The 26254-nt window shown below is 49.5% G+C and carries 27 protein-coding genes, 1 tRNA gene and 1 other RNA gene; 13 read left to right on the top strand and 16 right to left on the bottom strand.

Features of this window, described 5'->3' with window-relative positions; genetic code table 11:
* Positions 1 to 264: 264 nt before the first annotated feature.
* From smpB to tamL, 5 genes are all read right to left on the bottom strand, one after another.
* On the bottom strand, positions 265 to 744 hold the full coding sequence (gene smpB / locus J4864_RS11070) for an SsrA-binding protein SmpB (RefSeq protein WP_007367519.1): 480 nt from the start codon (positions 742 to 744) through the stop codon (positions 265 to 267).
* Positions 741 to 1247, bottom strand: coding sequence for a DMP19 family protein (locus tag J4864_RS11065; RefSeq protein ID WP_211815423.1), 507 nt, complete (start codon positions 1245 to 1247; stop codon positions 741 to 743). The genes smpB and J4864_RS11065 overlap by 4 nt, the downstream gene beginning before the upstream one ends.
* 293 nt (positions 1248 to 1540) lie before the next feature.
* Entirely contained in the window at positions 1541 to 1705 is a 165-nt protein-coding gene (gene rd / locus J4864_RS11060) for a rubredoxin (RefSeq protein WP_211814908.1), read from the bottom strand.
* Between the two features lie 178 nt (positions 1706 to 1883).
* Complete coding sequence (locus J4864_RS11055) at positions 1884 to 2690, bottom strand: MBL fold metallo-hydrolase (protein WP_211814907.1); 807 nt, start codon at positions 2688 to 2690, stop codon at positions 1884 to 1886.
* 121 nt (positions 2691 to 2811) lie between these two features.
* Positions 2812 to 5076 carry a translocation and assembly module lipoprotein TamL gene (gene tamL, locus J4864_RS11050; protein ID WP_211814906.1) on the bottom strand — a complete coding sequence of 755 codons (2265 nt, stop codon included), beginning with the start codon at positions 5074 to 5076 and terminating at the stop codon, positions 2812 to 2814.
* Between the two features lie 150 nt (positions 5077 to 5226).
* On the opposite strand from tamL, the gene J4864_RS11045 reads away from it, so the two are divergent.
* Together J4864_RS11045 and hisC are read left to right on the top strand one after the other, a co-directional pair.
* Positions 5227 to 5955: an RNA methyltransferase gene (locus tag J4864_RS11045; protein ID WP_211814905.1), complete on the top strand. Its 729-nt coding sequence runs from the start codon at positions 5227 to 5229 to the stop codon at positions 5953 to 5955.
* Between the two features lie 49 nt (positions 5956 to 6004).
* A complete protein-coding gene (gene hisC / locus J4864_RS11040; protein ID WP_211814904.1) occupies positions 6005 to 7051 on the top strand; it encodes a histidinol-phosphate transaminase in 1047 nt (348 codons plus the stop codon).
* A 274-nt stretch (positions 7052 to 7325) separates the two neighbouring features.
* Here the strand turns inward: hisC and J4864_RS11035 are convergent, their stop codons facing one another.
* The gene (locus tag J4864_RS11035; RefSeq protein ID WP_211814903.1) at positions 7326 to 7997 is read right to left on the bottom strand and encodes a YggS family pyridoxal phosphate-dependent enzyme; all 672 of its coding nucleotides are present in this window, start codon (positions 7995 to 7997) and stop codon (positions 7326 to 7328) included.
* Between the two features lie 29 nt (positions 7998 to 8026).
* Positions 8027 to 8515: a DUF4494 domain-containing protein gene (locus tag J4864_RS11030; protein ID WP_211814902.1), complete on the bottom strand. Its 489-nt coding sequence runs from the start codon at positions 8513 to 8515 to the stop codon at positions 8027 to 8029.
* 229 nt (positions 8516 to 8744) lie between these two features.
* Between J4864_RS11030 and J4864_RS11025 the strand changes: the two genes are divergently transcribed.
* Positions 8745 to 9950, top strand: coding sequence for a pyridoxal phosphate-dependent aminotransferase (locus tag J4864_RS11025; protein WP_007367510.1), 1206 nt, complete (start codon positions 8745 to 8747; stop codon positions 9948 to 9950).
* A gap of 87 nt (positions 9951 to 10037) precedes the next feature.
* Positions 10038 to 11285, top strand: a complete 1248-nt coding sequence (locus J4864_RS11020; protein ID WP_211814901.1) for an ABC transporter permease — start codon at positions 10038 to 10040, stop codon at positions 11283 to 11285.
* Between the two features lie 1277 nt (positions 11286 to 12562).
* Here the strand turns inward: J4864_RS11020 and J4864_RS11015 are convergent.
* Together J4864_RS11015 and ffs are read right to left on the bottom strand one after the other, a co-directional pair.
* Positions 12563 to 12636, bottom strand: a tRNA-Thr gene (locus J4864_RS11015).
* Between the two features lie 7 nt (positions 12637 to 12643).
* An RNA gene (gene ffs / locus J4864_RS11010) (signal recognition particle sRNA small type) lies at positions 12644 to 12736 on the bottom strand.
* Between the two features lie 154 nt (positions 12737 to 12890).
* Here ffs and J4864_RS11005 point away from each other — a divergent pair.
* From J4864_RS11005 to J4864_RS10980, 6 genes are all read left to right on the top strand, one after another.
* Entirely contained in the window at positions 12891 to 13430 is a 540-nt protein-coding gene (locus J4864_RS11005) for a DUF4199 domain-containing protein (RefSeq protein WP_211814900.1), read from the top strand.
* A 143-nt stretch (positions 13431 to 13573) separates the two neighbouring features.
* Positions 13574 to 14527, top strand: a complete 954-nt coding sequence (locus tag J4864_RS11000; protein WP_007367504.1) for a glycosyltransferase family 2 protein — start codon at positions 13574 to 13576, stop codon at positions 14525 to 14527.
* A 135-nt stretch (positions 14528 to 14662) separates the two neighbouring features.
* Positions 14663 to 15166 carry a DUF6452 family protein gene (locus J4864_RS10995; RefSeq protein ID WP_246479468.1) on the top strand — a complete coding sequence of 168 codons (504 nt, stop codon included), beginning with the start codon at positions 14663 to 14665 and terminating at the stop codon, positions 15164 to 15166.
* Entirely contained in the window at positions 15120 to 15812 is a 693-nt protein-coding gene (locus J4864_RS10990; RefSeq protein ID WP_211814899.1) for a DUF6048 family protein, read from the top strand. The genes J4864_RS10995 and J4864_RS10990 overlap by 47 nt, the downstream gene beginning before the upstream one ends.
* Positions 15809 to 16825 (top strand): FAD:protein FMN transferase, encoded by a 1017-nt coding sequence (locus J4864_RS10985; protein WP_211814898.1) that lies wholly within the window; start codon positions 15809 to 15811, stop codon positions 16823 to 16825. Before J4864_RS10990 ends, J4864_RS10985 begins: the two co-directional genes overlap by 4 nt.
* A 3-nt stretch (positions 16826 to 16828) precedes the next feature.
* Positions 16829 to 17494 (top strand): Crp/Fnr family transcriptional regulator, encoded by a 666-nt coding sequence (locus J4864_RS10980; RefSeq protein ID WP_211814897.1) that lies wholly within the window; start codon positions 16829 to 16831, stop codon positions 17492 to 17494.
* 269 nt (positions 17495 to 17763) lie between these two features.
* Here the strand turns inward: J4864_RS10980 and J4864_RS10975 are convergent, their stop codons facing one another.
* From J4864_RS10975 to J4864_RS10945, 7 genes are all read right to left on the bottom strand, one after another.
* Positions 17764 to 18747, bottom strand: a complete 984-nt coding sequence (locus J4864_RS10975) for an ISAon1 family transposase (protein WP_449579656.1) — start codon at positions 18745 to 18747, stop codon at positions 17764 to 17766.
* A 1-nt stretch (position 18748) separates the two neighbouring features.
* On the bottom strand, positions 18749 to 19093 hold the full coding sequence (locus tag J4864_RS10970) for an ISAon1 family transposase N-terminal region protein (protein ID WP_211813571.1): 345 nt from the start codon (positions 19091 to 19093) through the stop codon (positions 18749 to 18751).
* Positions 19094 to 19467: 374 nt separating this feature from the next.
* A complete protein-coding gene (locus J4864_RS10965; RefSeq protein ID WP_449579656.1) occupies positions 19468 to 20451 on the bottom strand; it encodes an ISAon1 family transposase in 984 nt (327 codons plus the stop codon).
* Between the two features lies 1 nt (position 20452).
* Positions 20453 to 20797 carry an ISAon1 family transposase N-terminal region protein gene (locus J4864_RS10960; protein WP_211813571.1) on the bottom strand — a complete coding sequence of 115 codons (345 nt, stop codon included), beginning with the start codon at positions 20795 to 20797 and terminating at the stop codon, positions 20453 to 20455.
* A 374-nt stretch (positions 20798 to 21171) separates the two neighbouring features.
* Positions 21172 to 22155, bottom strand: a complete 984-nt coding sequence (locus J4864_RS10955; RefSeq protein WP_449579656.1) for an ISAon1 family transposase — start codon at positions 22153 to 22155, stop codon at positions 21172 to 21174.
* A gap of 1 nt (position 22156) precedes the next feature.
* Positions 22157 to 22501: an ISAon1 family transposase N-terminal region protein gene (locus tag J4864_RS10950; protein ID WP_211813571.1), complete on the bottom strand. Its 345-nt coding sequence runs from the start codon at positions 22499 to 22501 to the stop codon at positions 22157 to 22159.
* A gap of 1067 nt (positions 22502 to 23568) precedes the next feature.
* The gene (locus J4864_RS10945; protein ID WP_040554297.1) at positions 23569 to 23790 is read right to left on the bottom strand and encodes a hypothetical protein; all 222 of its coding nucleotides are present in this window, start codon (positions 23788 to 23790) and stop codon (positions 23569 to 23571) included.
* 205 nt (positions 23791 to 23995) lie between these two features.
* Between J4864_RS10945 and J4864_RS10940 the strand changes: the two genes are divergently transcribed.
* The 3 genes from J4864_RS10940 (at position 23996) to J4864_RS10930 (ending at position 26164) form a co-directional block, all read left to right on the top strand.
* Positions 23996 to 24616, top strand: coding sequence for a Type 1 glutamine amidotransferase-like domain-containing protein (locus J4864_RS10940; protein WP_211814896.1), 621 nt, complete (start codon positions 23996 to 23998; stop codon positions 24614 to 24616).
* 49 nt (positions 24617 to 24665) lie between these two features.
* Positions 24666 to 25313: an endonuclease III gene (nth, locus tag J4864_RS10935; protein ID WP_211814895.1), complete on the top strand. Its 648-nt coding sequence runs from the start codon at positions 24666 to 24668 to the stop codon at positions 25311 to 25313.
* Between the two features lie 140 nt (positions 25314 to 25453).
* Positions 25454 to 26164, top strand: a complete 711-nt coding sequence (locus J4864_RS10930; RefSeq protein WP_040554293.1) for a DUF2461 domain-containing protein — start codon at positions 25454 to 25456, stop codon at positions 26162 to 26164.
* Positions 26165 to 26254 lie beyond the last annotated feature (90 nt).

Below are 26254 nucleotides of genomic sequence, written 5' to 3'. Positions count from 1 at the left end.
CCGGCAATCGCCTTCAGCCATGTCCCGGACAAACCGCATGGTCTTACCGGGAGGATGAAACATGGGAACATCATTCCCAACCGGTTGGGAATGGTGTTCCCGACGGCCGGTACCTCTATTCCCGACGGCCGGGAACATCATTCCCAATTGACAAAGAGCAACAGACTCCTCCTGCGGTCAAGGCATGATGAGAAAATCCTACACTGTCCTGCCGTTGCCGGCAGGTTCTGAAAAGTTTCTCTGACGGCCTGCCCTGGACCAGGCTCAATAGTGTTTCCTTGCACGGTCCATCTCCCTCCGGTCCTCCTTCTCCTTCAGCGTCTGACGCTTGTCGTACTCCTTCTTGCCTTTCGCCAGTGCTATATCCACCTTGGCACGTCCATGCTCGTCTATGAAGATCAGGGTCGGAATGATGGTATAGCCCGGCGTCTTCGACTCGGCCTCGAGGTTTCGGATCTCCCTGCGTGTCAGCAGCAGTTTGCGCGGACGTCTGGCTTCATGGTTAGCGTATGATCCATAGAAATAAGGAGAGATGTTCATCCCCTGTACCCACATCTCCCCTCTGCTGATGGTACAGAAAGAATCGACCAGCGAGGCCTTGCCGGCACGGATCGACTTGATCTCTGTCCCCGTGAGAACAATTCCCGCCGTGAAGGTATCAACAAAGAAATACTCGAATGAGGCCTTCTTGTTCCTAATCTGCACGGGGGATTTCTTTCTTCTTTCCTGTTGTTCCTTGTTCATTTTTCAATCGTGGCGAAATTTTCAATATGATCATCGATATAAGCGGCTACCAGGGCTGTCCAATGCTCCTCATTGACAATAAATTCATCATCATACTCATCAAACTCGGGCATCTGTTCATACAAAGCCATGAAATCATCATCAGAAACTACCGCCTCGATCTTTTCATGATACATATCATAATATTTCCTCGCATGGCGGATGTGCCTGTAAAGATCATCAAGTCCCCACCCCCGTATGGCGACAGCAAAGGGATTCTTGAAAATGAATGCTCCATAGCCGTTGTAAATCAGCTGGATATAACCGCCATCCATCACTTCCTGATGAAGATAGCTCCATGCCAACAGGGTAATCTGGTCGGACGTGAGCTGCTGCATGGCCTCCAGCGTCAGACTGTGGTCTATCGCCTTGTCGACGGCATCAATAAAGACACGGACAAAACTGTCCATTCCTTCTTCTACGGCTTTGCGTATATCGCTTTCTTTTACTTTTACTTCCATCATCATGCTTGTCCTGCAAATGTTATCATGCTTCTATGGGTATATTCTGTCAAGAGGGGTGAAACCTGGCCCTATGAACCACCCCGTCAGGATGTCCCCATGTTTCCGATGCACCGGAAAATATACTGCAAATTTACATAAAAACGGTGATTTATAAGTCCGCTGGATGAAGAAAATGCTTCTTCTTCAGAGAAAAGACAAGATATTTTATGGATTGAACTTCCAATATCCCTGAAAAGAAAAAAGTCTGCCCAGAGTTCTGGGCAGACTTCTATATTCTGACTTGTCCTTCCGGTTTATTCGTCAACCGGCTTGAAATCATCCTTGCCGACACCGCACAGAGGACATACCCAGTCGTCTGGAATATCCTCAAAAGCTGTACCCGGCGCTATGCCGCTGTCTGGATCGCCGGCCTCCGGGTCGTAAATATACCCACAGGTCTCACATTCATATTTCTTCATAATGTTTTTGTTGTTAAATATTATCTTTGATCATTTATCGGGCGCAAAGTTATAAGTATTCTGCAAAAATTACAAGTTTACAGCGTTAAAAAATGTCATCCGATTACATCGTCAACGAGAATTTCTACAAACGGGACACTCCTGTCGGAAAAGCGCGGTCATCGCTTCCTGTCAGGCATCACCCATGCAGTTCATACACTTCACTGGGTATTTTCCGCTTCAGCACATCAAGCAGGAAATCCTTTCCCGCAATGACACCCCTGTCGCGCAGCACCGCCTCGACCGTCTTTTTGGCCAGTTCTGGGTGGTTGTTCTCATCGCTCAGATGGCACAGCCATACATGGCGCAGTCCCGGGGAGGCATTCTCTACCAAGACCTCGGCGCAGGCTTCATTGCTCAGATGTCCGTTAGGACCGCTGATGCGCACCTTCAGATGGCGCGGATAAGGGCCTGCCTCCAGCTTCTCCGGCTCATGGTTGGCTTCTATCACCAGATAGTTCGAGATGGAGATGTAATGGGCGATTTCCTCTGTAATATGCCCGCAATCAGTTACCAGCGTAAAGCGTATGCCCCCCTGTACTATTGAATAGCCCACACAGTCGGTACTGTCATGCGGCACACCGAAAGGGGTAACGGCAAATTCCCCGATTTTGATTTCTTCACCCTTGGCAAGGCACATCGCCAACGCCTTGTCGATTTTGCGCCTCACGCACCAGTTCTGGCTGATACCCCGATGGATGTCCTCTGTCGTATATACCGGAAGCTGCAGATCACCGCTGATAGAACCTACCGACTTCACATGGTCGGCATGGTCGTGGGTGATAAGCACATTGTGAACCATTTTCATTTGCAGACCGTAGTTGTGGAAATGCTTCTTTAGAGAACGAATACCGACCCCGCAGTCGATCATCAGACAATCGGTGCCTGTGTAGAGAAGATAGCAATTCCCACTACTACCACTGCCGAAAGATAAAAATTTCAGCATTATATTATTCTTTTAGGCAAATGTAATAAAAGATATTCGACGGGCAAAACCGACAATAACATTTACCGAACATTACCACTTGATTTTAGGAATAATTAAACATAAATGCCCGCAGAAAGATTCAAAAAGGAAGTCCGACAGCAAAATGAAATGTAAAATCCCGTTTCAGATTCGGATGCCACAGGGCATAATGCTCGTTCCGGTCGGCATAAGCCGGATTGACGGCCTTCATGCCTCCGTCGAAACGGAGGATGAAATAATCGAAGTTCAACCGCAAGCCGAGACCGTATGCAACAGCCATCTGCTTATAGAAGTCTTTGAAACGGAACTGTCCTCCCGGCTGTTCCGCATAACTGCGCAATGTCCAGATGTTCCCGGCATCCACGAAGGCGGCACCATCCAGTTTCCAGAACAGATGCGTGCGATACTCTGCATTCAGGTCCAGCTTCATGTCGCCCGTCTGGTTGATGAAGTCTATCCTGCCGTCCACGCCACGGAACTTGCCCGGCCCGAGTTCCCTCACGCTCCAGCCCCGGACCGAGTTGGCTCCGCCGGAAAAATAGCGTTTCTCGAAGGGGAGGACGGTACTGTTCCCGTACGGGAAGGCGATACCGATGCCGCCATGCAGTGCCAGTGCGTTGCGGTCATCGAAGTGGAGAATCTGCGTGTAAGAGAAGTCGAACTTGGCATATTGGGCATAAGCGATGTTGAACAGCGTACGTTTCCCCTGTCCGTTCTTCTTGAAATCGAACAGGTTTCCCAGCCCGTCCAGGAGGTTTCCCGCCAGTTCCACACGTGCCCTGAAAGCATGGCTGGAACTGTTGTAATGCAGTCCGAAGCCCGTACGCAGGATAAACAGGTCCTGGTAATTATACCGCAGGATGGCATTGCGTGTCGTGGCATTGTCGAGGTAGTCGCGCTTGAAGGTGCCGCTGATCCACGGCATGTAGATATAACTGAGGTCGAGGAGTTCGAAGTCGTATGTCAGGTGGTGTACGGGATTCGTCCAATGGTATTTCCATGCAGAAGAGAATATCCTGCGGTGAAATTCAGGACGGTTCTGGAGATTCCAGCCCAGTGAAACCTCTGAAATGGCATTGCTCCTCCGTTTGAAGTCTCTGGAGACGAACGGCGCAAGGAAGCGCGGGAACTGCAGGCTTGCCTGCAGGCTGTACTCTTCGTAGTCACTGTTCTTGTAGCCCTCCAGTCCCTTGATGGCCTCAAAGGCGGCACGAAGCTCCACGCTGAGATGTTCACTTCCGCGGAAAAGATTCCTGTTCTGATAGGAAAGGACGGCCGCCGCCCCGAGGTCTCCTGCCGTATTGGTTCCTTCCGGCTGGAAAGAAATCGTGTTCGGCTTGTTGTTGTAGACCTGTATGTCAGCATCCAGATAATGGGTGGAAGAGGTCCGGTAGGCAAACGATTTCCCTATGACCAGACTGTCATAACGAGGCGGCTCTCTGAAATTGATGCTGGTATAACGTACCGCCCCAAGACGTGAGAAATTGTTGTAAGTCCGCTGCAGGTCGGTTGCAGAGAAGTACTTCCCTTTCTCAATCAGCGTATTGTCTTCGAGGACGCTCTTCCGAAGATGAAACCCGGTGGAGTCACCGGGGAGGAAGCGGACATGACTGATGATGTAGCGTGGATGCAGTGCCGCCCCGGCACCGCTGGTCTCCACATACTTCGTCAGATGGAGTGTCACACTGACGTGTTGTCGCCCCCGGGTCGAATCGGCCGTGTAATACATGAAATCCTTATGGAAACGATAGAAACCGGAATCATTGAGGATATGGGTAATCCGCTTCCGTTCATCGTCCAATGACGTGACCGTAAACCGGCGCGGGCGTTCCGTGTCCGTCCTGAGATGGGGAGAGAGCACCTTGGCGACAACGGAGTCTTCTATATCGTAATTGAAATGGTCAATGATATAAGGCTCTCCCGGATGAAGCCGGTAGATGGCCGTCAGCTTCTTTCCCTTGACTTTCCGGTCGAGGTCGACAGAAGCGTTCATATACCCCATGTTCTGCATGGCGACGGTCAGGTCTTCGCATGACAGGCGTGCCTGAAGCGTGTCATACCGCACCGGTTCTTCCCCCATTCTGCGAAGTGTACGGTTGATCCATTTCGTCGTGTCCTTCCCGGCCATGGCATATGTGCCCAACGGTATCTTGAAAAGGGAGAACCAGCGCGAGTTGCCTTTCTGACGCACATACTGCATCAGGAGCGACGGATTGACGTCCTTCCGGTCGGAACGCAGTTCCACCTTATCCAACAGGTATTCCCCGTCTGAAAGGAATTTATCGGACGAACAAGCGATGAGAACCGGCGTAATCAAAGCGATAAGAAACAGCGAAGAAAGACTATGTAATCTTGAAAACAACATGGACTGTCTGTATGAATTGATGCAAATTTACACAAAAACTGTGATTTACAAGCCTGTGGGATAAAGAAAATGCTTTTTCCTTTAGAGAAAAGTCTGCAAAAAGTTGAACGTAACAGGTGACAAATGGAGAGTTTTTTGTAAATTTGCGAGGTGATATCAAAGAATAAAGCGAAACTCATCCACACGCTCGAAACCAGAAAAGGCAGAGAGAAAGCAGGACTGTTTGTTGCAGAAGGGCCGAAAATCGTCAACGACCTGCTGCATGAAGGATTCGTTGCGGAAGAGATCCTGGACGACCTGGACGACATCAGGAAAGTGTCCTTTCTGAAGCATCCGCAGCCCGTGTTGGGAGTATTCAGACTGCCGGCAGCAGACAGAGAGACACCTCCCGCATACTCGGACATCTTCCGGCAATATCTTGACAACCGGCTTGTCCTGGCGCTTGACGGCGTACAGGATCCCGGCAATCTCGGCACAATCATAAGAATAGCCGACTGGTTCGGCATTGAAAACATCTTCTGCTCGCAGGAAACAGCGGATTGCTGGAATCCGAAGGTGGTGCAGGCGACGATGGGGAGCATTGCACGGGTGAAGTTACATTATCTGAATCTGAACCGGCTGACAGAAGGTCTGCCGGCCGACTACCCTGTCTACGCCACACTCCTCGACGGGGACAGCCTTTACGAACACCCTCTTAGCAAACAGGGGATGATTGTCATGGGGAATGAGGGAAACGGCATCACACCTATGCTGCGGTCGAAAATCAACCGTAAGCTGCTGATTCCGAATTATCCTCCTGGGCGGGAGACAGCGGAATCGCTGAATGTCGCCATCGCCACCTCCATCGTCTGTGCAGAGTTCAGAAGAAGACAAGGATAAGACTCCTATCTCGTAAACAACCACACCTACTATCCAAAACAAGCCGTGTATGATAGATTTACAGCATTTGGTCAGACCGAACATACGAAAGCTGTCTTCTCCTTTCCAACAAGGAGACGGACAGCCGGAATCGCCCCGTCGTATCGCCCTTGATGCCAATGAGAACCCTTATAACAGACCTCTCAACCGGTACCCTTCCGGCTTGCAGCATGACCTTAAAGCACGGCTTGCAAAGCTGAAAGGGGTCGGCGAAAAGGAAATATTCTCCGGCAACGGCTCCACTGAAATCATAGACTTATGCTACCGCATCTTCTGCCAGCCACAAACCGACAATGCCGTAGCCATCGAACCGACCTGCAGACTGTATGGGCATTTTGCAGCCGTCAATGATGTCGAGTACCGGCCGGTTCCATTGTCCCACGACTTCCAGCTGGATGCCGACAGACTGCTCAAGGCATGCGACCGTCATACGAAACTGGTCTGGCTCTGCTCTCCCAACACGCCGACAGGGAATACACTCAAGGTGAAGGAAATAGAGAAAGTGGCAAGGACTTTCCAGGGGATGGTGATCGTTGACGAAGCCTATACGGAATTCTCCAGGCAGCCATCGTTCCGTCAACGGCTGGAAGAGTTCCCGAACATGATTGTCCTTAACACATTCTCAAAAGCATGGGGCGGAGCAGCCATACGGCTGGGCGTAGCATACGCACAGGAGGCCGTCATCAGGCTGTTCGACATGATCAGGCCTTCTTACAATCTCAATCTGCTGACACAGGAACAGGCGGTCGAACTGCTCAGACACCGCTACGACATAGAGGACTGGACGAGGATTCTGTTGCTGGAACGCAACCGCATGATGAAAGCCTTTGAAAGTCTCGCCTGCTGCGAGAGGGTCTATCCGTCCAGCGCGAACTTCTTCCTTGCACGCATGAAAGATGCCCGGAGCGTATACAACTATCTTGCGGAAAAGGGGATCAGGGTACACGACTGTTCTCATGAACCCTTGTGCGAAGACTGCCTGCGGATCACGATAGGGTCGAAAGCTGAGAATGCAGAAATCCTCGGAATACTGAGATACTACAACCCGGCTGAATAAGATCCGCCCCTAAAACCGCATGATAAACGCTGCCTGCAATGTGAAAAGCTGCCCCTTGAATGCCAACCTCCATGTCGCCACGGAGTCATTCAAGAGACAGCTTTTCCCGTAATATAAGTTTTTGTTTTGTCTGCTGTCATTTTAACATTCTCTGCAAACAGCTTATCGGTCAATCTCTTAAGCGTTCAGAAAGAATGAAGGAAGTGACAGGAAAAACGTCTGCGGTCCATGCCTGTCCAACGGACGGCGGGTATTACTGCGGACGGCGTTGAGGTCAATAGACACGCGGGCCGAAGATGGCGGTACCGACACGTACCATCGTGGAACGGCATTCCACGGCAATGTCGTAGTCATGGCTCATACCCCATGAACGCTCCTTGAACTCGGGGTCGTCCGCAAAATACTTCGCCTTCAGCTCGTCGAAGAGATCGGCTGCCAAGGTCATCTCCCGCCTGATCTGGCTGCGGTTCTCCACATTCGACGCCATCATCATCAGCCCCGAGATATGCACATTCCGGAGTGCCCGCCATTCGCCGTCTTCCAACAGTTCGCGGCAGGCGGCCGGACTGAAGCCGTACTTGCTCTCCTCTTCTGCAATATGCAGCTCCAGCAGGACTCGGATGACACGGCCGTGTCTGGCCGCCTGCTTGTTGATTTCCTTCAGCAGTTTCAGCGAGTCGACGGCCTCTATCATCGAGATATAAGGGGCAATGTACTTCACCTTGTTTGTCTGGAGATGACCGATGAAATGCCACTCGATGTCTTTCGGAAGGCACTCCACCTTCCGTGCGAGTTCCTGTTCCTGGCTTTCACCGAAGAGCCGCTGTCCCTCACGGTAGGCAGCCTCGATATACTCGGCAGGATGAAACTTGCTGATGGCAACCAACTTCACACCATCAGGAAGAGTCCCGAGCACTTCGTGCAAATTCTTCGCTACGTCATACATAATCGCAGGGTCCTTTCGTTACAAATGGGTTACTGCTCGAACTCCGGGTTCTCTTCAGCCTCGGTCTTCTTGCCGGAACGGTGTTCAAAGACATCCATGATCTTTGTTTCGGTGATGGCGGCTATCTCGTAGTCGATCAGGGTAGCCCCCATGACCTCATCCACGTGCTTGACAGCACCGTTCACGGAATGTGCCTGTACGAGATAGGTCACGGATGACCGCTTTTCCTTCTCCGTCTTTTCATCTATCGTGATGAATGAGAGCCTGGCCTTGAACCATTTGTCATCCGTATCTACATCGCTGAAGAAAATCTCCCCGTAGGCTGCCGGAGCAATCGCCTTTACGTCAAATTCACCGCTTACATAGTGCGACATCTCTTCCGTGATGAGTTCTTCGGCCTCGGAGAAGCTGAGGGCATCGACCACATACTGTTCTATGACCTTCTTGTTCTGACCGTCTTCCATGGTCTTGTCATATCTCACCCTTGTCTCAAACCAGGTACTTGTTCTACTTCTCATAATCTTTGTCTTTATGTTTTCAGGCCCTCCTTTTCCATCATCAGAAACAGACGAAAGGAAATGCGGAAGGCGGTTTTTACAGCTGTGCAAAAGTAGTAAAAATTCTGCGTTAATCCTCTAAATGTGCAGATAAAATAAAAAAAATGTCTAACTTTGCATCATAGTAAAGAAAACAGGAGCAGTTCTTTCTGCCCCCTCTCCCGTCATCGGAAGAACAAACAAAGTCATTATGCCGGAAATATCAGTTCGTGGACTCGAAATGCCGGAGTCGCCTATCAGAAAGCTGGCTCCGCTTGCCGTTGCAGCAAAGAACCGTGGAATAAAAGTTTACCATTTGAACATCGGCCAGCCAGATCTGCCGACACCGCAGTGTGGACTGGATGCCCTGAAAAGGATCGACCGCAAGCTGTTGGAATATTCTCCTTCGCAAGGTTTTCTCTCTTACAGGGAGAAGCTCTGCGGATTCTATAAGAAATTCAACATCAACGTCACACCGGACGACATCATCATCACCGCCGGCGGTTCGGAGGCTGTGCTCTATTCGTTCATGGCATGCCTGAATCCGGGCGACGAGATCATCGTGCCGGAACCGGCCTACGCCAACTACATGGCGTTCGCCATCTCCGCCGGCGCGAAAATCAAGACCATCGCGACTTCCATCGAGGAAGGGTTCGCCTTGCCCAAAGTGGAGAAATTCGAAGAGCTGATCAACGAACGCACACGCGCCATCATGATCTGCAACCCGAACAATCCGACCGGCTACCTGTACACCCGGAGGGAGATGAACCAGATCCGTGACCTCGTCAAGAAGTACGACCTCTACCTCTTCTCCGACGAGGTCTACCGTGAGTACATCTACACGGGATCACCCTACATCTCCGCCATGCACCTGCAGGGGATAGAGAACAACACCGTACTGATCGACTCCGTATCAAAACGATACAGTGAGTGCGGTATCCGTATCGGCGCACTGATCACGAAGAACGAGGAGATACGCAAGGCCGTGATGAAATTCTGTCAGGCACGCCTCTCCCCTCCCCTGATCGGACAGATCGTCGCAGAGGCAAGTCTCGACGCACCGGCATCTTACTACCGTGACGTATATGATGAATACGTCGACCGGCGCAAGTGCCTGATCGACGGTCTGAACCGCATTCCCGGCGTCTACTCTCCCATACCGATGGGGGCATTCTATACCGTGGCCAGACTCCCCGTTGACGACTCGGAGAAGTTCTGCCGCTGGTGTCTCAATGAGTTCAGCTACGAGGGAGAAACGGTCATGATGGCACCGGCCAGCGGGTTCTACACGACACCCGGTGCCGGCCGCAACCAGGTGCGCATCGCTTACGTACTGAAACGTGAAGACCTGCAGCAGGCACTGGTCGTATTGCGGAAGGCATTGGAGACCTATCCCGGACGAGTGGAGGAGGAATGACGGACGCCTAAGGCTTGCGCATCAGCCCCCCTATCGCCCCATCACCGCCTACCGCCCCATCACCGCCTATCCCCTATCCTCATCAGCATGAACTTCCCTCTTTTCATTGCCCGGAAAATATACGACGGAGGAGACAAGACACGGAAAGTGTCGAAGCCTGCCATCCGCATCGCCACCGCCGGTGTCGCCATCGGCCTGGCGGTCATGATCGTGTCCGTCTGCGTCGTCCTGGGCTTCAAGCATACCATCCGTGACAAGGTGGTGGGGTTCGGAAGCGACATCACCGTCGCCGACTTCCTTACCCTGCAAAGCTCCGAACAGTATCCTATCCAGGTGAGTGACTCTCTCATCAAGGTACTGAAGGCGGTGCCGGGGGTGAAACACGTGCAGCGTTATGTCTATACACAGGGCATATTGAAGACGGACAACGATTTCCTGGGTATCGTGATGAAGGGAGTAGGCCCCGACTTTGATTCCACTTTCATCCATAACAGCATGGTGGAAGGCGGGCTGCCTCATTTCTCTGACACGGAAAGCCACCAGAAGCTCGTTGTGTCCAGGACGATTGCCGACAAGCTCAACTTGAAAGTCGGACAGCGGATCTTTGCCTACTTCATCAACAAGCAAGGTGTCCGCACACGCCGATTTACGATTGCCGGCATCTATGCCACCAACATGAAGCAGTTTGATTCACAGATATGCTTCACCGACCTGTACACAGCCAACAAGCTCAACGGCTGGGAACCGGACCAGTACAGCGGGGCGGAACTGCAGGTGGATGATTTCTCACAGCTTGATGCCGTGTCCCGCCGTGTATTGAAAAAGGTGAAGAATACCATCGACCATTACGGAGAAACCTATTCTTCCGAAAACATCACAGAGCAGAACCCGCAGATTTTCTCATGGCTCGACCTGATGGACATGAACGTATGGATCATCCTTGCACTCATGACCGCTGTCGCCGGTGTCACGATGATTTCCGGACTGCTGATCATCATCCTCGAACGCACACAGATGATCGGCATACTGAAGGCACTCGGCTCAAGAAACCGACAGATACGCCACATCTTCCTTTGGTTCTCCACATTCATCATCGGCCGAGGACTCTTCTGGGGCAACCTTATCGGACTGGGCTGCATCTTCCTGCAGAAATGGACAGGGCTCATAAAGCTTGATCCGCAGACCTATTACGTCAGCACAGTACCGGTAGAGCTGGACATTCTACTGGTCATCGCCCTCAACCTCGTCACCCTGATGGTATGTGTCGGGGTTCTCATCGCACCGAGCTACCTCATCAGCCACATCCACCCAGCCCGGTCCATGCACTACGAATAGCCTCATCCGCCCAGAACCTCTGCAAAGCTCTATTTCTCCCAAAACCGTATGCCTGATTAACAATGAGCTACATTTCCCAAGAGTTCATGTAGAGGAGTTCTGCCGAGACCGCATTCCGCCTTTTGAGTCCTCCCATCCTTCTCCAGTGCGCTCCCATCCTTCTCCAGCGTATTGATGCCCATCACGCATCGTGTTGACGGCAAACACCAGGCGTGTTGACAGCAAACACCTTTGCAATCAGTCGTCAGAATGGGAACAGCCTGCGAAAGCCATGAGAATTGCCGGCTTAAAAAAAATCACACAGGAAGCCATGGACTTTCAAGGTTTACCCGCCAGCGGCAACCTGATATACAGGCGCATGGTCTCACTCAAATACACAAGGGAACGCCCAAGGGGAATACCCTCACCGCAACACGGCCAGCACAAAAGCGAGAAATTGCGGGGATTTACTTCTTCGCTGAGGGTATGTCAAAACACAAATATCGTTTTGACACATCCCCGTCTATTCTATCATCATCCTCCGATACAAAGACCTTTTCATTTTAATACGTTGAAATACATACAAGGTTTTGAAAAACCATTACATAATTTCAAACAACCCAGCTGCAAATATAAGAAAAACGTGTAAAAAGCAAGTTTGCAACCAGCAGCCAGTCAATGGGTTATCAAGCCGCCCGAAAGAGGTGCTTGGTTGGACTTCAAAAGGGCGTTGGTAACACGCTGAAAGAGCACCTGTTGCAAGTCAATCAGGCATCTTTTAGAAGCCTGAAGAGCATGTGTTGCCTTGAACTGCATGAAAATGGTTTACAAACAGCGATGATATGAGAATAAGTTGTCTGTAGAAGACGGAGAGACGTGCTGATGGACAGGCATCGTTTCAATTTGTCCTTTCTGCATTTTATCTTGTGGTTTATCCACCTTTGCAAGACCATCTGTTTTTGGACGGTCATACCCTGCAAGTGCATGAGCCTTTATCCTATTTTCAATCTACGCATTTAACAGAAGACCCTTTCTTTTCGGGGGAACTTTACTTATAATTTGGAAGTCGTTAAGCTCTTAATCTGCATTTTGACACACACGCCTTTTTGTCTGTCTTTCGTGGTATCATCACCTGTCTCTTTCTGTCCCGCTCCCTTTCAGGAAAAAGCAAACAGAACCGCCAGAGAAAGAAAATCTACTGTCCCGAGAATCCAGCAAAACGACTTTTTCCCAGAACCGAAAGAAGGCATGCCTCGCGACATGCCTTCTTCTGTGTTCTTAGTCATTTTATCATTTCGAGCCTCTTGTCGGATTCGAACCAACGACCCCGAGATTACAAATCACGTGCTCTGGCCAACTGAGCTAAAGAGGCAGGTGGGCAAGCGATTCCTATCGCACCGCTACAACCTTCTGCCCTTGCTACGTTCCCGTCCTGGGGGATTCAAAGGGAGCTGGTCGTAGGAGACTTGCCCATGTCTATGCCCTTATTGTAAAAGCGGTTGCAAAGATACGTATTTAATTTAACAACGGCAAGGCGCAAGATAAACTTTTTCCGATTTTAACAAAAAAACATAATTTTGCAGAGACACCACATTATTTATAATATTTAATCCGTACTTTTGCACCATGATTTACGAAGAATTTAAACAGCTGACGGCTTATACCCGTTATGACGGTTTCTATCTTGCCATCATCTGGCTGGCAAGTTTTGCGTGCCTGCTGGGGATGACCTTTCTTCCGATTCTGGCGCAATTCAGTCTGTTACTGTGTCTGTCAAGCCCTTTTTTCGTAGCTTATCGCCTGAAGATATTCCGTGAGGAAGGGCGGAAAGGAGTCATTTCCTATCGCCGCAGTCTGCTTTACTTCCTGCGTGTATTCTTCAATGCGGCACTCATATTCAGCCTGCTGCAATGGCTTTACATGCACTACATCGACAATGGCAGACTGCTCCTGATGGTCATGAACCTCTATTCAAGCAGTGAGGGGAAGAGTACTCTGGCAGCCATTGGAATCCCCTATAAGCAATTCATGGCTACATTGCCTGAAGCGTTCCAGCCTTATTCTTTGGCCTCCAGCAGCTTTGTAACAGCCATCTTGCTGGGTGCCGTCTGTTCGCTGTTCATTGCAGCCGTTATGGCGAAACGAGTAAGGAAACAGGAGCCATAGCAGCGGAGAGACCGGTTCCGGAATCTTGATGCTCCGCAGCAGCCGGAAAGGTCCTGCACAAGTCCGGCCATCACCCTCTCCTGCGCTCGCCTCCCCCCTTCCCAGCCGCCCCTACCTTTCAATCAAAACTCCAAATTCAAAATATGGACATATCAGTCATCGTTCCTCTCTTCAACGAGGAAGAAAGCCTTCCTGAATTACACGCATGGATCCAACGCGTAATGAACGCCAGCGGATTCACGTATGAGATCATCTTCGTCAATGACGGCTCCACGGACAACAGCTGGAATGTCATCGAAGAACTGCACCACAAGGATGCGCAACACGTACACGGCATCAAGTTCCGCCGCAATTACGGCAAAAGTCCTGCCCTCTACTGCGGCTTCAAGGCTGCCCAGGGCGATGTCGTCATCACGATGGATGCCGACCTGCAGGACTCTCCCGATGAGATCCCGGAACTTTACCGCATGATAACGGAGGAGAAGTACGACCTCGTGAGCGGATACAAGCAGAAGCGTTACGACCCTCTGTCGAAGACGATTCCCACGAAGCTGTTTAATGCGACGGCGCGCAAGATCAGCGGCGTACACAACCTGCACGACTTCAACTGCGGCCTGAAGGCATACCGGCGCGACGTGGTCAAGAACATCGAAGTCTACGGAGAGATGCACCGTTACATTCCCTATCTCGCCAAGGAAGCCGGTTTCGCACGCATCGGCGAGAAGGTGGTACACCACCAGGCGCGCAAGTACGGTAAATCCAAATTTGGCATCAACCGTTTCTTCAATGGCTATCTTGACCTTCTGACGCTCTGGTTTCTCACCAACTTTGGCAAAAAGCCCATGCACGTCTTCGGCCTGATGGGGTCGTTCACGTTCTTCATCGGACTAATCGCATTCTTCTGGCTGATCGTGGAGAAATGCGTGATGCTTGCCCATGATGTCTACGGTGACCTGCTTTCCAACCATGCGTCCTTCTTCATCGCACTCGCTGCAATGATCTTGGGAACGCAGCTTTTCCTCGCAGGATTTATCGGCGACCTCATCAGCCGGGGCAACCCGCGCAGGAACGACTATCAGATAGAAAAAGAGATGTAGGAATGATTCCTCGCAGGGGAATGTAATACCGTCCGATCCGGCAAGGACAAGTACTTCCGTCAGCCCGTCGGACAACCTCTACGACAGACTGACAAGGCATCCGCTCCGGCTTCGGACAAAAGAAAACAACAGGGAATGAATAACCAACTGATCGGAAACATTGCAAAGAGAGGCATCCTGCTTTCGCTCCTCGTGACAGGAATGGGCTGGATCAGTTCCTGCTCCGACATCGACTGCTCCGTGACAAATGGCGTGCTGGCGAATTATGTTGTCCAAGGCGACACGCTGCAAGATACACTCACGGTATCGGCCATCCGTGAGAACAGATCCGACACGGTACTGCTGAACCGCATGGTCAAAACGACGAAATTCAGTCTGCCGATGAGCTACAGCGGCGACACCGACCGGCTGCGCTTTGTCTTCACAAGCAAGACCGGCGTGACGACGGTCGACACCGTGACCGTATCGAAGACGAACATGAGCCATTTTGAGAGTGTGGACTGCTCGCCAGTCTTCTTCCATACGCTCACTTCTGTCACGGCCAAGGGGACACGCATCAGTCAGATAGAAATCAGTAATCCTAATGTCGACGATGATGGTACGAAAGAGAACATCCTTATCCGCTTCACTAATCCTTAGCCTGCTGTCCCTGCTGCCGGTCTCTGCCGTCCATGCACAGCACAGACCATCCGCACCGGAGAGGAAAGAAGACGCTGTCGGCTTCTTCCGGGGTATGGCAGTAGGCGCCGATGCCGTCGGGCCGGTCATGCGTTCGCTTGCATCCTACGGACAGTATGAAGCCTTGCTGCGCATCAACATAAAGGACAGGTATTTTCCCGTCATCGAGGCAGGTGCGGGACAGGCCGACAAGACCGATGAAACAACCGGGACCGGATTCAAGACAAGTGCCCCTTATTTCCGGATAGGCTGCGACTTCAACATGCTCAAGGACAAGCACGATGCCTACCGCTTCCTGGTCGGGGGAAGAGTAGGCTACTCCTCCTTTCAATATGACATTTACAGTCCGGGCATTGCCGATCCCATCTGGGGCACACAGGCAGCCTACGGAGCCGTCGGCAGCAAGGGCAGCCAGCTGTGGGCGGAAGTCGCCGGCGGTGTGGATGCAAAAATATGGGGGCCGATACGCATGGGCTGGACGGTACGCTACAAGTTCAGACTGTCGCATAAGACAGGTGAAATCGGCGAGCCCTGGTATGTGCCGGGCTACGGCCGGGGAGGTTCGTCGCGACTGGGAGCAACTTTCAACATCCTCTTCGAAATATGAACAAGAAAAAAATATATTGGCAGATACCTTTCCTGCTTGTACTGCTTATCGGATCAGTCGCCATTGTCCATTGCCAGCATGCAATGCCTTACCAGCATAACACAGGCTTTATCTTCGGGACAGTCTACCACATCACATATCAGAGCAACGAGGATCTGCAGCCGCAGATTGATGCCGAACTGAAGAAGGTCAACGAGACCTTTTCGACCTTCGACCCCAACTCGATGATTTCACAGATCAACCGGAACAGGCCGGTCAAGATAAACGAGATGTTCAGTGAAGTCTTCACACTGGCGGAAGAGGTGTCCGAGGATACCGGCGGCGCCTTCGACATAACGGTCGCGCCGATGGTCAACCTCTGGGGCTTCGGCTTCAAGACAGGACAACGGCCGTCCAAGGAGAAGATAGACAGCCTGCGCCGGATGGTGGGATATGAGAAGGTGAAACTCGTCGGCAATACCATCCGGAAACAGGACCGGCGCACGATGCTCGACTGTTCTGCCATTGCCAAGGGATATGGTTCGGATGCCGTGGCACGTCTTCTGCGCCGCAACGGCATAGAAAACTTCATGGTAGAGATTGGCGGAGAGATCGTCACGAAAGGCAACAGCGAACAGCGGATGCCCTGGAAGATCGGCGTGACGAAGCCGACTGACGACACGCTGAACACGAATCAGGAATTTGAGACCGTGCTCAATGTCACCGACAAGGCCATGGCGACAAGCGGCAACTACCGCAACTTCTACTACAAAGGAGGGAAGAAATACGCCCACACCATCGATCCGAAGACCGGATACCCTGTACAGCATTCCCTGCTCTCCGCCACCGTCCTGGCCAAGAACTGTGCCACGGCCGACGCCTATGCCACCTCATTCATGGTGATGGGCATTGAGAAGGCACGCAGAGTGCTCGAACGCCATCCGGAGCTGATGGCTTATTTCATCTATTCGGATGCAAAAGGAAACCTGAGGGTATGGTACAGTCCGTCGATGAAAGGGAAAGTAGTGGAATAAGGAATGCTCCAACTCTATAACAAACTCCTCGAACTGCCGCTCTTCATCGGAATCAGCACGGATGAGCTGTCCGACATCATTGAGCAAACGAAGTTCGGTTTCCACAAGCTGCCAGCCAGCAGGCCGCTCATAAGGAAAGACGAGAAGTGTGACTGCCTCTTTTTCCTGATGAGCGGGGTACTGCAGGTCGCCAGCTATGCCGACAGCCACCGCTACTGCATTGAAGAAGAACTGAAGGCACCGGCCGTCATCCAGCCGGAACACCTGTTCGGTCTCATGCAGTATTACACCAAGGATGTCACGGCACAGACCGACTGCAGTCTGCTTTCCCTGGCCAAGCCGGAGGTGCTGCGTCTCCTCGACAGCTACCTGATCTTCCGTCTGAACTTTCTCAACAGTCTCTCGATGCAGGCACAGCGCATGGGACGCATCCCCTGGCAGAAACCGTCTGACGACATCCGGCAGCAGTTCATCACATTCCTCCGTCACCGCTGCATGACACAGGCCGGACGCAAAATACTGAGAATAAGGATGGAAGATCTTGCCCATGAACTGCACCAGAGCCGGATCAATGTTTCCCGCATGCTCCACCAGCTGCAACGTGAAGGTCTGCTGTCAATGGGCAGAAGCATCCTTATTGTTCCCCGGCTGGAAACTCTGAGAGACTGATGCCGCTTACAATGCGGAAGCGTCTGCAGAAGGCATCGCATGAAGTCGACGACCTCCATCAGTCCCTCTGAATCCCGACAGAGCCGTCGCCTGTTCTCAAGAAGGAAAGCGGTGAAAACACACTATACTGCCTCCTGTCTTTCCGGGAAAGGGGATGGAACCAACCTGCATCTACCCAGACAGCAAGGCCGTACCCTGTCTGCCGGGAGCGTCACTTCAGACGGTCTTTTTGAGGGTCAGTCCTAAAACCCAGTTGCAAGCCTATACTCTTAAGCACACAATTTCATAAGCCTATATAAAAAGAAAGGAATATCTGTAACTCCTCTGAACTGTGCCCTGAATGCCTTAACCTTAGCATTGAATGACTCGGCATTTGCATTCGTAGCTCTGTTTACAAAGAAATTGAGTATGGTTTGATAATGATTTTCAAACGTGTCAATCACTGTGTAGAAATTGTCCACTCCCAGCTCTTCAACCTCATTAAACCATTTTGCCAGCTTCAGCCTTGCAGCATCCTTGATGCTCTTGATGTTATAAATGTCGGTAAGTTTCATAGCCAAATCATATGCCTTTTTCAGTGTCGGATAATGTTCAAAGATGATTTCCGCCCTACCTTTCTGTGTTTCAGTCCACTTGGTCTTGTGCTTGGTCAATATGAACTTTGCTCTGGCGAGCAACTGCTTGCGCGTGTCACCATTGCTGTATCTAAATGGTATATATTCCTTACCCTTACTTTTAGCTTCTTTTATCTCCTCATTCTCTTTATCTCTTGCCATCCATCGGTAAGCAATACGCATGTCATCCAGAGCATCATAATATAGTTTCTGCACATGAAATCTGTCATTGGTAATAAGTGCTTTTGGAAAAACAGAGCGGGCTATGCGCATCATAGAAGATGATAAATCGAGTGTTATCTCCTTGACTGTCTTTCGTTTAGAAAGGTTTATCGTCTTGAGAACCTGGATGACGTCCTCTGCCTTGGTCCCTTTAACCACAGCTACCAAAGTCCCTTTTCTGCCCTTTCCCGCCTTGTTGGTCAGAAAAGTATAAACCTCGCCACTGCTTAGACAGGTCTCATCAATACTTAGGTTCTCACCTATGTTATCTTCAAACAATAGCCAGTCTTGAGCATGCCCCAACTGGTCCCAGCTACGATAATCACTGAAATGTTCCTTGTACTGTGTGGATAACTGCTTGCCATTTACGCCATAGTGCGCACCGATGCTTGCGATGCTCTCTGCAGTGGACTCAATTCTATTCTTTTAAAAAAGAAACGAACTCGGGGGATAGTTTACTGCCCTCGGCCGTCAAGTCATCATATGAATAAGTAAATATCTCTCCGTTGGAACTGTCACGCCACTTGCGACGGCGAACATGGAGGTAGACGGCTTTGCCACGAAGAGGAAAGTCCTGAATTACACGCTCGCTGGTAAAACCATAACTGCTTACAGTGCCTAGCTTATGGTCTGACTTTTCCATAAAGTTACGCTCGTCAAGCCAAAAGTCAAACTGGGAAACACTCTCTTGAATATCGACAACATCAAAGTAGTCGGCAAGTACATCTGGAAAGATGCAACGTAATAGTTGGTCACTCTTCATGATGCAAAGGTAATAAATACTTATGGAATTATGTGCTTAAGAGTATAGGCTTGCAACTGGGTTTTAGGACTGACCCCTTTTTGATCGATTTGTCAGTCAGCAGACGATCTGAAGCCTCCCATGTCGGCAACGTGTCCGCACACATACAATTTCCATACAAAAAAACGTACAAAAAGTTTGCAGGTAAACAGAAAAAGCTCTATATTTGCAACTGTTATCCTGAAAACAATCTTTTACCTTTTAAATGGCTAATACCTATTAGATAAAGAGCGGTCACCTGAGAAGGTCATCGCTTTTTTGTTTTAACCGGATCCAAAACTGATTATACAGAGACTACCGGGTCAGTCCTAAAACCCAGTTGCAAGCCTATACTCTTAAGCACACAATTTCATAAGCCTATATAAAAAGAAAGGAATATCTGTAACTCCTCTGAACTGTGCCCTGAATGCCTTAACCTTAGCATTGAATGACTCGGCATTTGCATTCGTAGCTCTGTTTACAAAGAAATTGAGTATGGTTTGATAATGATTTTCAAACGTGTCAATCACTGTGTAGAAATTGTCCACTCCCAGCTCTTCAACCTCATTAAACCATTTTGCCAGCTTCAGCCTTGCAGCATCCTTGATGCTCTTGATGTTATAAATGTCGGTAAGTTTCATAGCCAAATCATATGCCTTTTTCAGTGTCGGATAATGTTCAAAGATGATTTCCGCCCTACCTTTCTGTGTTTCAGTCCACTTGGTCTTGTGCTTGGTCAATATGAACTTTGCTCTGGCGAGCAACTGCTTGCGCGTGTCACCATTGCTGTATCTAAATGGTATATATTCCTTACCCTTACTTTTAGCTTCTTTTATCTCCTCATTCTCTTTATCTCTTGCCATCCATCGGTAAGCAATACGCATGTCATCCAGAGCATCATAATATAGTTTCTGCACATGAAATCTGTCATTGGTAATAAGTGCTTTTGGAAAAACAGAGCGGGCTATGCGCATCATAGAAGATGATAAATCGAGTGTTATCTCCTTGACTGTCTTTCGTTTAGAAAGGTTTATCGTCTTGAGAACCTGGATGACGTCCTCTGCCTTGGTCCCTTTAACCACAGCTACCAAAGTCCCTTTTCTGCCCTTTCCCGCCTTGTTGGTCAGAAAAGTATAAACCTCGCCACTGCTTAGACAGGTCTCATCAATACTTAGGTTCTCACCTATGTTATCTTCAAACAATAGCCAGTCTTGAGCATGCCCCAACTGGTCCCAGCTACGATAATCACTGAAATGTTCCTTGTACTGTGTGGATAACTGCTTGCCATTTACGCCATAGTGCGCACCGATGCTTGCGATGCTCTCTGCAGTGGACTCAATTCTATTCTTTTAAAAAAGAAACGAACTCGGGGGATAGTTTACTGCCCTCGGCCGTCAAGTCATCATATGAATAAGTAAATATCTCTCCGTTGGAACTGTCACGCCACTTGCGACGGCGAACATGGAGGTAGACGGCTTTGCCACGAAGAGGAAAGTCCTGAATTACACGCTCGCTGGTAAAACCATAACTGCTTACAGTGCCTAGCTTATGGTCTGACTTTTCCATAAAGTTACGCTCGTCAAGCCAAAAGTCAAACTGGGAAACACTCTCTTGAATATCGACAACATCAAAGTAGTCGGCAAGTACATCTGGAAAGATGCAACGTAATAGTTGGTCACTCTTCATGATGCAAAGGTAATAAATACTTATGGAATTATGTGCTTAAGAGTATAGGCTTGCAACTGGGTTTTAGGACTGACCCCTTTTTGATCGATTTGTCAGTCAGCAGACGATCTGAAGCCTCCCATGTCGGCAACGTGTCCGCACACATACAATTTCCATACAAAAAAACGTACAAAAAGTTTGCAGGTAAACAGAAAAAGCTCTATATTTGCAACTGTTATCCTGAAAACAATCTTTTACCTTTTAAATGGCTAATACCTATTAGATAAAGAGCGGTCACCTGAGAAGGTCATCGCTTTTTTGTTTTAACCGGATCCAAAACTGATTATACAGAGACTACCGGGTCAGTCCTAAAACCCAGTTGCAAGCCTATACTCTTAAGCACACAATTTCATAAGCCTATATAAAAAGAAAGGAATATCTGTAACTCCTCTGAACTGTGCCCTGAATGCCTTAACCTTAGCATTGAATGACTCGGCATTTGCATTCGTAGCTCTGTTTACAAAGAAATTGAGTATGGTTTGATAATGATTTTCAAACGTGTCAATCACTGTGTAGAAATTGTCCACTCCCAGCTCTTCAACCTCATTAAACCATTTTGCCAGCTTCAGCCTTGCAGCATCCTTGATGCTCTTGATGTTATAAATGTCGGTAAGTTTCATAGCCAAATCATATGCCTTTTTCAGTGTCGGATAATGTTCAAAGATGATTTCCGCCCTACCTTTCTGTGTTTCAGTCCACTTGGTCTTGTGCTTGGTCAATATGAACTTTGCTCTGGCGAGCAACTGCTTGCGCGTGTCACCATTGCTGTATCTAAATGGTATATATTCCTTACCCTTACTTTTAGCTTCTTTTATCTCCTCATTCTCTTTATCTCTTGCCATCCATCGGTAAGCAATACGCATGTCATCCAGAGCATCATAATATAGTTTCTGCACATGAAATCTGTCATTGGTAATAAGTGCTTTTGGAAAAACAGAGCGGGCTATGCGCATCATAGAAGATGATAAATCGAGTGTTATCTCCTTGACTGTCTTTCGTTTAGAAAGGTTTATCGTCTTGAGAACCTGGATGACGTCCTCTGCCTTGGTCCCTTTAACCACAGCTACCAAAGTCCCTTTTCTGCCCTTTCCCGCCTTGTTGGTCAGAAAAGTATAAACCTCGCCACTGCTTAGACAGGTCTCATCAATACTTAGGTTCTCACCTATGTTATCTTCAAACAATAGCCAGTCTTGAGCATGCCCCAACTGGTCCCAGCTACGATAATCACTGAAATGTTCCTTGTACTGTGTGGATAACTGCTTGCCATTTACGCCATAGTGCGCACCGATGCTTGCGATGCTCTCTGCAGTGGACTCAATTCTATTCTTTTAAAAAAGAAACGAACTCGGGGGATAGTTTACTGCCCTCGGCCGTCAAGTCATCATATGAATAAGTAAATATCTCTCCGTTGGAACTGTCACGCCACTTGCGACGGCGAACATGGAGGTAGACGGCTTTGCCACGAAGAGGAAAGTCCTGAATTACACGCTCGCTGGTAAAACCATAACTGCTTACAGTGCCTAGCTTATGGTCTGACTTTTCCATAAAGTTACGCTCGTCAAGCCAAAAGTCAAACTGGGAAACACTCTCTTGAATATCGACAACATCAAAGTAGTCGGCAAGTACATCTGGAAAGATGCAACGTAATAGTTGGTCACTCTTCATGATGCAAAGGTAATAAATACTTATGGAATTATGTGCTTAAGAGTATAGGCTTGCAACTGGGTTTTAGGACTGACCCAGACTACCTGCCTGTCTGCAAAAAAGGGGAACACAATACATGCTCCCGCTCTTCACTGCGTTTCTTTTCCTGCCGAATCTGAGCCGCCTTTATCTCTGCACCCTTTGTTCCTCTGTGGGAGACAGCTGTTCTTCCCTCGGAGTGCCTCCGCAGACGGACAGTTTGATGAATGGTAGACAAACAAAGCGTACAAGGCTTTTCAAGCCCTTTTCCATCCGTAAGACCCGGATGAATTTATACGGTCGGAATGAATCCGCCCGCTTCCCGGGCACCGTCCGCCTCGCCCGTGAACCCCCTGCGGCAGTCGGGTACATCACAGAACCCTGTCAGAACAGAACCTTACAGAAGAGGATGAACTACAAGATAAAATGCAGAAAAGACAAATTGATACGATGCCTGTCCATTAGTATGCCTTTCCGTCTTCCACAGACAACTCATTCCCATATCATCGGTGTCTGTAAACATTTTTACGCATTTCAAAGCTGACACATGCTCTTCTGGCTTCTAAAAGATGCCTGATTGACTTGCAACAGACGCTCCTTTAGCGTGTTACTAACGCCCTTTTGAAGTCCAATTAAGCACCTTTTACGAACGGCTTTATAACCATCTGATTGACGGCCGGTTACAATCCAGCTTTTTTACACGTTCCTTTTATATTTGCAGATGATTTGTTTGAAATTATGTAATGGTTTTTCAAAACCCCATCTGTAGTTCCAACGTATTAAAATGAGAAGGATCCTGTATCGGAGGAGGAGGATAGAATAGCCAGTTGACGGCCTTGGCTATGTTTCTGTTGAATGAATCACTTCGGCTCTTCCGTTAAAGCAACACGAAAAGCATCCACACATTTAACAGAAGAACAAAAAGTTCTTCCGTCAGGTAAGATGCACTGCATGACAGACATCTACACATTTAACGGAAGAAAAAGAAAATGGACGGGAATCATGCGACCGCATGGCTCCCGTCCATCTATACTTGTAACCGTCTGGTTCTAAATAGCCTTGTAACCTTTGGTGCTGTTGTGTGCAAGCAGGTCTTTGAGGTTCAGCTCTTTGTTGCCATTGGCTTCGTAAGCCTCTTTCATTTCCTCTTCCCCTTCAGCTTCCGCCTCTGAGTGAACGAATGTTACGCTTTTGCTTTTCTGCTCTGCGATTGCCCACCCGACCAGTGCGATGACGAGCAGTGCAATCAGTCCTATCATTGGAGTTGTCATAATTGATTTGATTTAATTTTCTGATGCAAAAGTACATTAAGTTTCGGAAAGAACCAAATAATCTTTAGGTTTTCAGTAACTTTGCACCATCAGACACGAAAGGTATGCAAAGTAATGTCATTCCTGTGCATGGTACTGTGCTTTACTCCTTGTCCAGGCTGTTCGCTGCATCAACGATAAGGAAGCACTAAAACATAATACGCCAATGAAGAGAATCTTTTTATGCTCGTCTTTTGCGGATGTGGCTTCGGTCCTGTCCGAGTCTGTCGCCATTCCGTTGAAAGGAAAGACAGCAGCATTCATCCCTACCGCAAGCATCCATGAGGAATACACACGATACGTGGAGGACAGCAGGGCGGCACTTGACGCTCTCGGACTTATCGTCAAGGAGCTGGAAATCTCTCAATGCAGCAGGAACAAGACGGAAGAAGTACTGAACGACTGTGACTGCATCTACGTCTCAGGGGGTAACACATTTTTCCTCATGCAGGAATTGAGGAGGACAGGTGCCGACAGATACATCACAGAACAGGTGGGGAAAGGAAAAACATACATCGGGGAATCAGCCGGAGCGATGATTCTTGCCCCCGACATAGAATATGCCAAGGACATGGACGACCATCTTGCGCTGACACCGGGCTTCACGGACTTCGGCGGTCTCGGCATCGTCAGCTTCTATCCTGTCGTACATTTCGACAGCTTTCCTTTTGAGGAGGCTGCACGGAGAGTCGTCCACAAGAACAGCCACCTGCCCTTGAAGATCATCACAAACCGGCAGGCCATTGCCGTTGTGGGAGACAGTGTCGTGATAAAAGAAGCAAAATAAGTTGATCGGGCGGGGACGCATAGCCACAGCCCTATACAATAAAAGAAAGATGACAAGGAAAGAACGATATACTTATGTCTTGGATTACTTCCGCAAACACACCGGACACGTGTCGACCGAGCTGATGTTCGGCTCGGCATTCCAGCTGCTCTGCGCCACGCTGCTGTCCGCACAGTGTACGGACAAGCGCATCAACGCCATTACCCCGGAACTGTTCCGCCATTACCCGGATGCAAAGACGATGGCCAAGGCAACGGCCGAAGAGGTGTTCGGGTATGTGAAGAGCGTGTCCTATCCGAATGCGAAAGCAAAACATCTGGTGGAAATGTCGAAGATGCTGGTAGAGCAGTTCGGCGGCGAAGTGCCGTCTGACCCCACTGCACTTACGATGCTGCCGGGGGTAGGCCGCAAGACGGCGAACGTCATACAGGCCGTGTGGTTCGGCAAGCCGACCCTGGCCGTCGACACGCACGTCTATCGTGTCAGCCATCGGCTGGGGCTGGTTCCGTCAACAGCAGACACACCCCGCAAGGTGGAAGACTATCTGATGAAGAACATCCCGACGGAGGAAGTGTCGGATGCTCATCACTGGATACTGCTGCATGGCCGGTATGTCTGCAAGAGTGCTAAGCCTGATTGCGAGCACTGCCCGTTTGATGCTATATGTCCCAAGCTGATGAAGAACAGCAAATTATAAAGAGTATTTTTCAGGCTCAGAAGGAGTTGAGACCAACTGCGATATTCCGCTATATGCCTCAACCCAATTCGTTCGGTCCGGCTCCTTTAACTCTTCAGACTTCCCTGACAGCAAAACATAAATCCGCAAAACAAGAAGAAATGAATACAAAGAAGATCATGCACTTCCTGGAAGGCATTGCTGCGAACAATAACCGGCAGTGGTTTCAGGAACATAAGGCTGAATATGATGCGGTGAAGGCCGACTTCGAGAAGGGCGTCGACCAAGTTATATCTTGCCTGGCAACCTTTGACGAAGAGGTTTCACATCTGACGGCGAAGGACTGCACTTACCGTTTCTATCGTGACGTACGCTTCTCGCCCGACAAGAGCCCCTATAAACGCCACTTCGGCGCCTATATCTGTGCGCACGGACGCAAGGCCCTGCGCGGCGGCTATTACATCCATCTACAACCGGGCAACTGCCTGGTGGCCGTTGGCTGCTACTGGCTGCCTACAAACATCCTTACATCCTGTCGCAATGAGATCATGGCAAACATCGACGAATGGCGGAAAGATGTGGAGAATCCGGACTTTGCAAAGCTGTTCGGCCGACCGAACGAAGGACGATGGACGGACGACAAGGTGAGCAAGAAAGGCTTCGGCCTTGCATCCCTGAAGACCGTTCCGAAAGGTTTTCCCAAGGACTACGAGTTCCTCCAGTATCTCCGGATGAAGGACTACTGCTGCTGGGTGTCCGTCCCCGACGATTTCTTTGAAGGCGGTAACTGGCTTGGAAAACTGGAGAACATCTGCAAGACCGGCAAACCCATGATGGACTTTATCAACAATGTGGTGGATGACTACGAGTAGGTGGAAATCCGATAAGATTCCCATCAAGCCATAAGCAGGTATAAAAATACTGCAAATGCTGAAGATTCAGGTTTCAGATTTCAGTTTTAC

This window comes from Prevotella multiformis (assembly GCF_018127985.1).
Taxonomy (GTDB): Bacteria; Bacteroidota; Bacteroidia; order Bacteroidales; family Bacteroidaceae; genus Prevotella; species Prevotella multiformis.
Note: the sequence above shows the minus strand (reverse complement) of the source record. Positions and strands in the feature narration are given on the sequence as shown.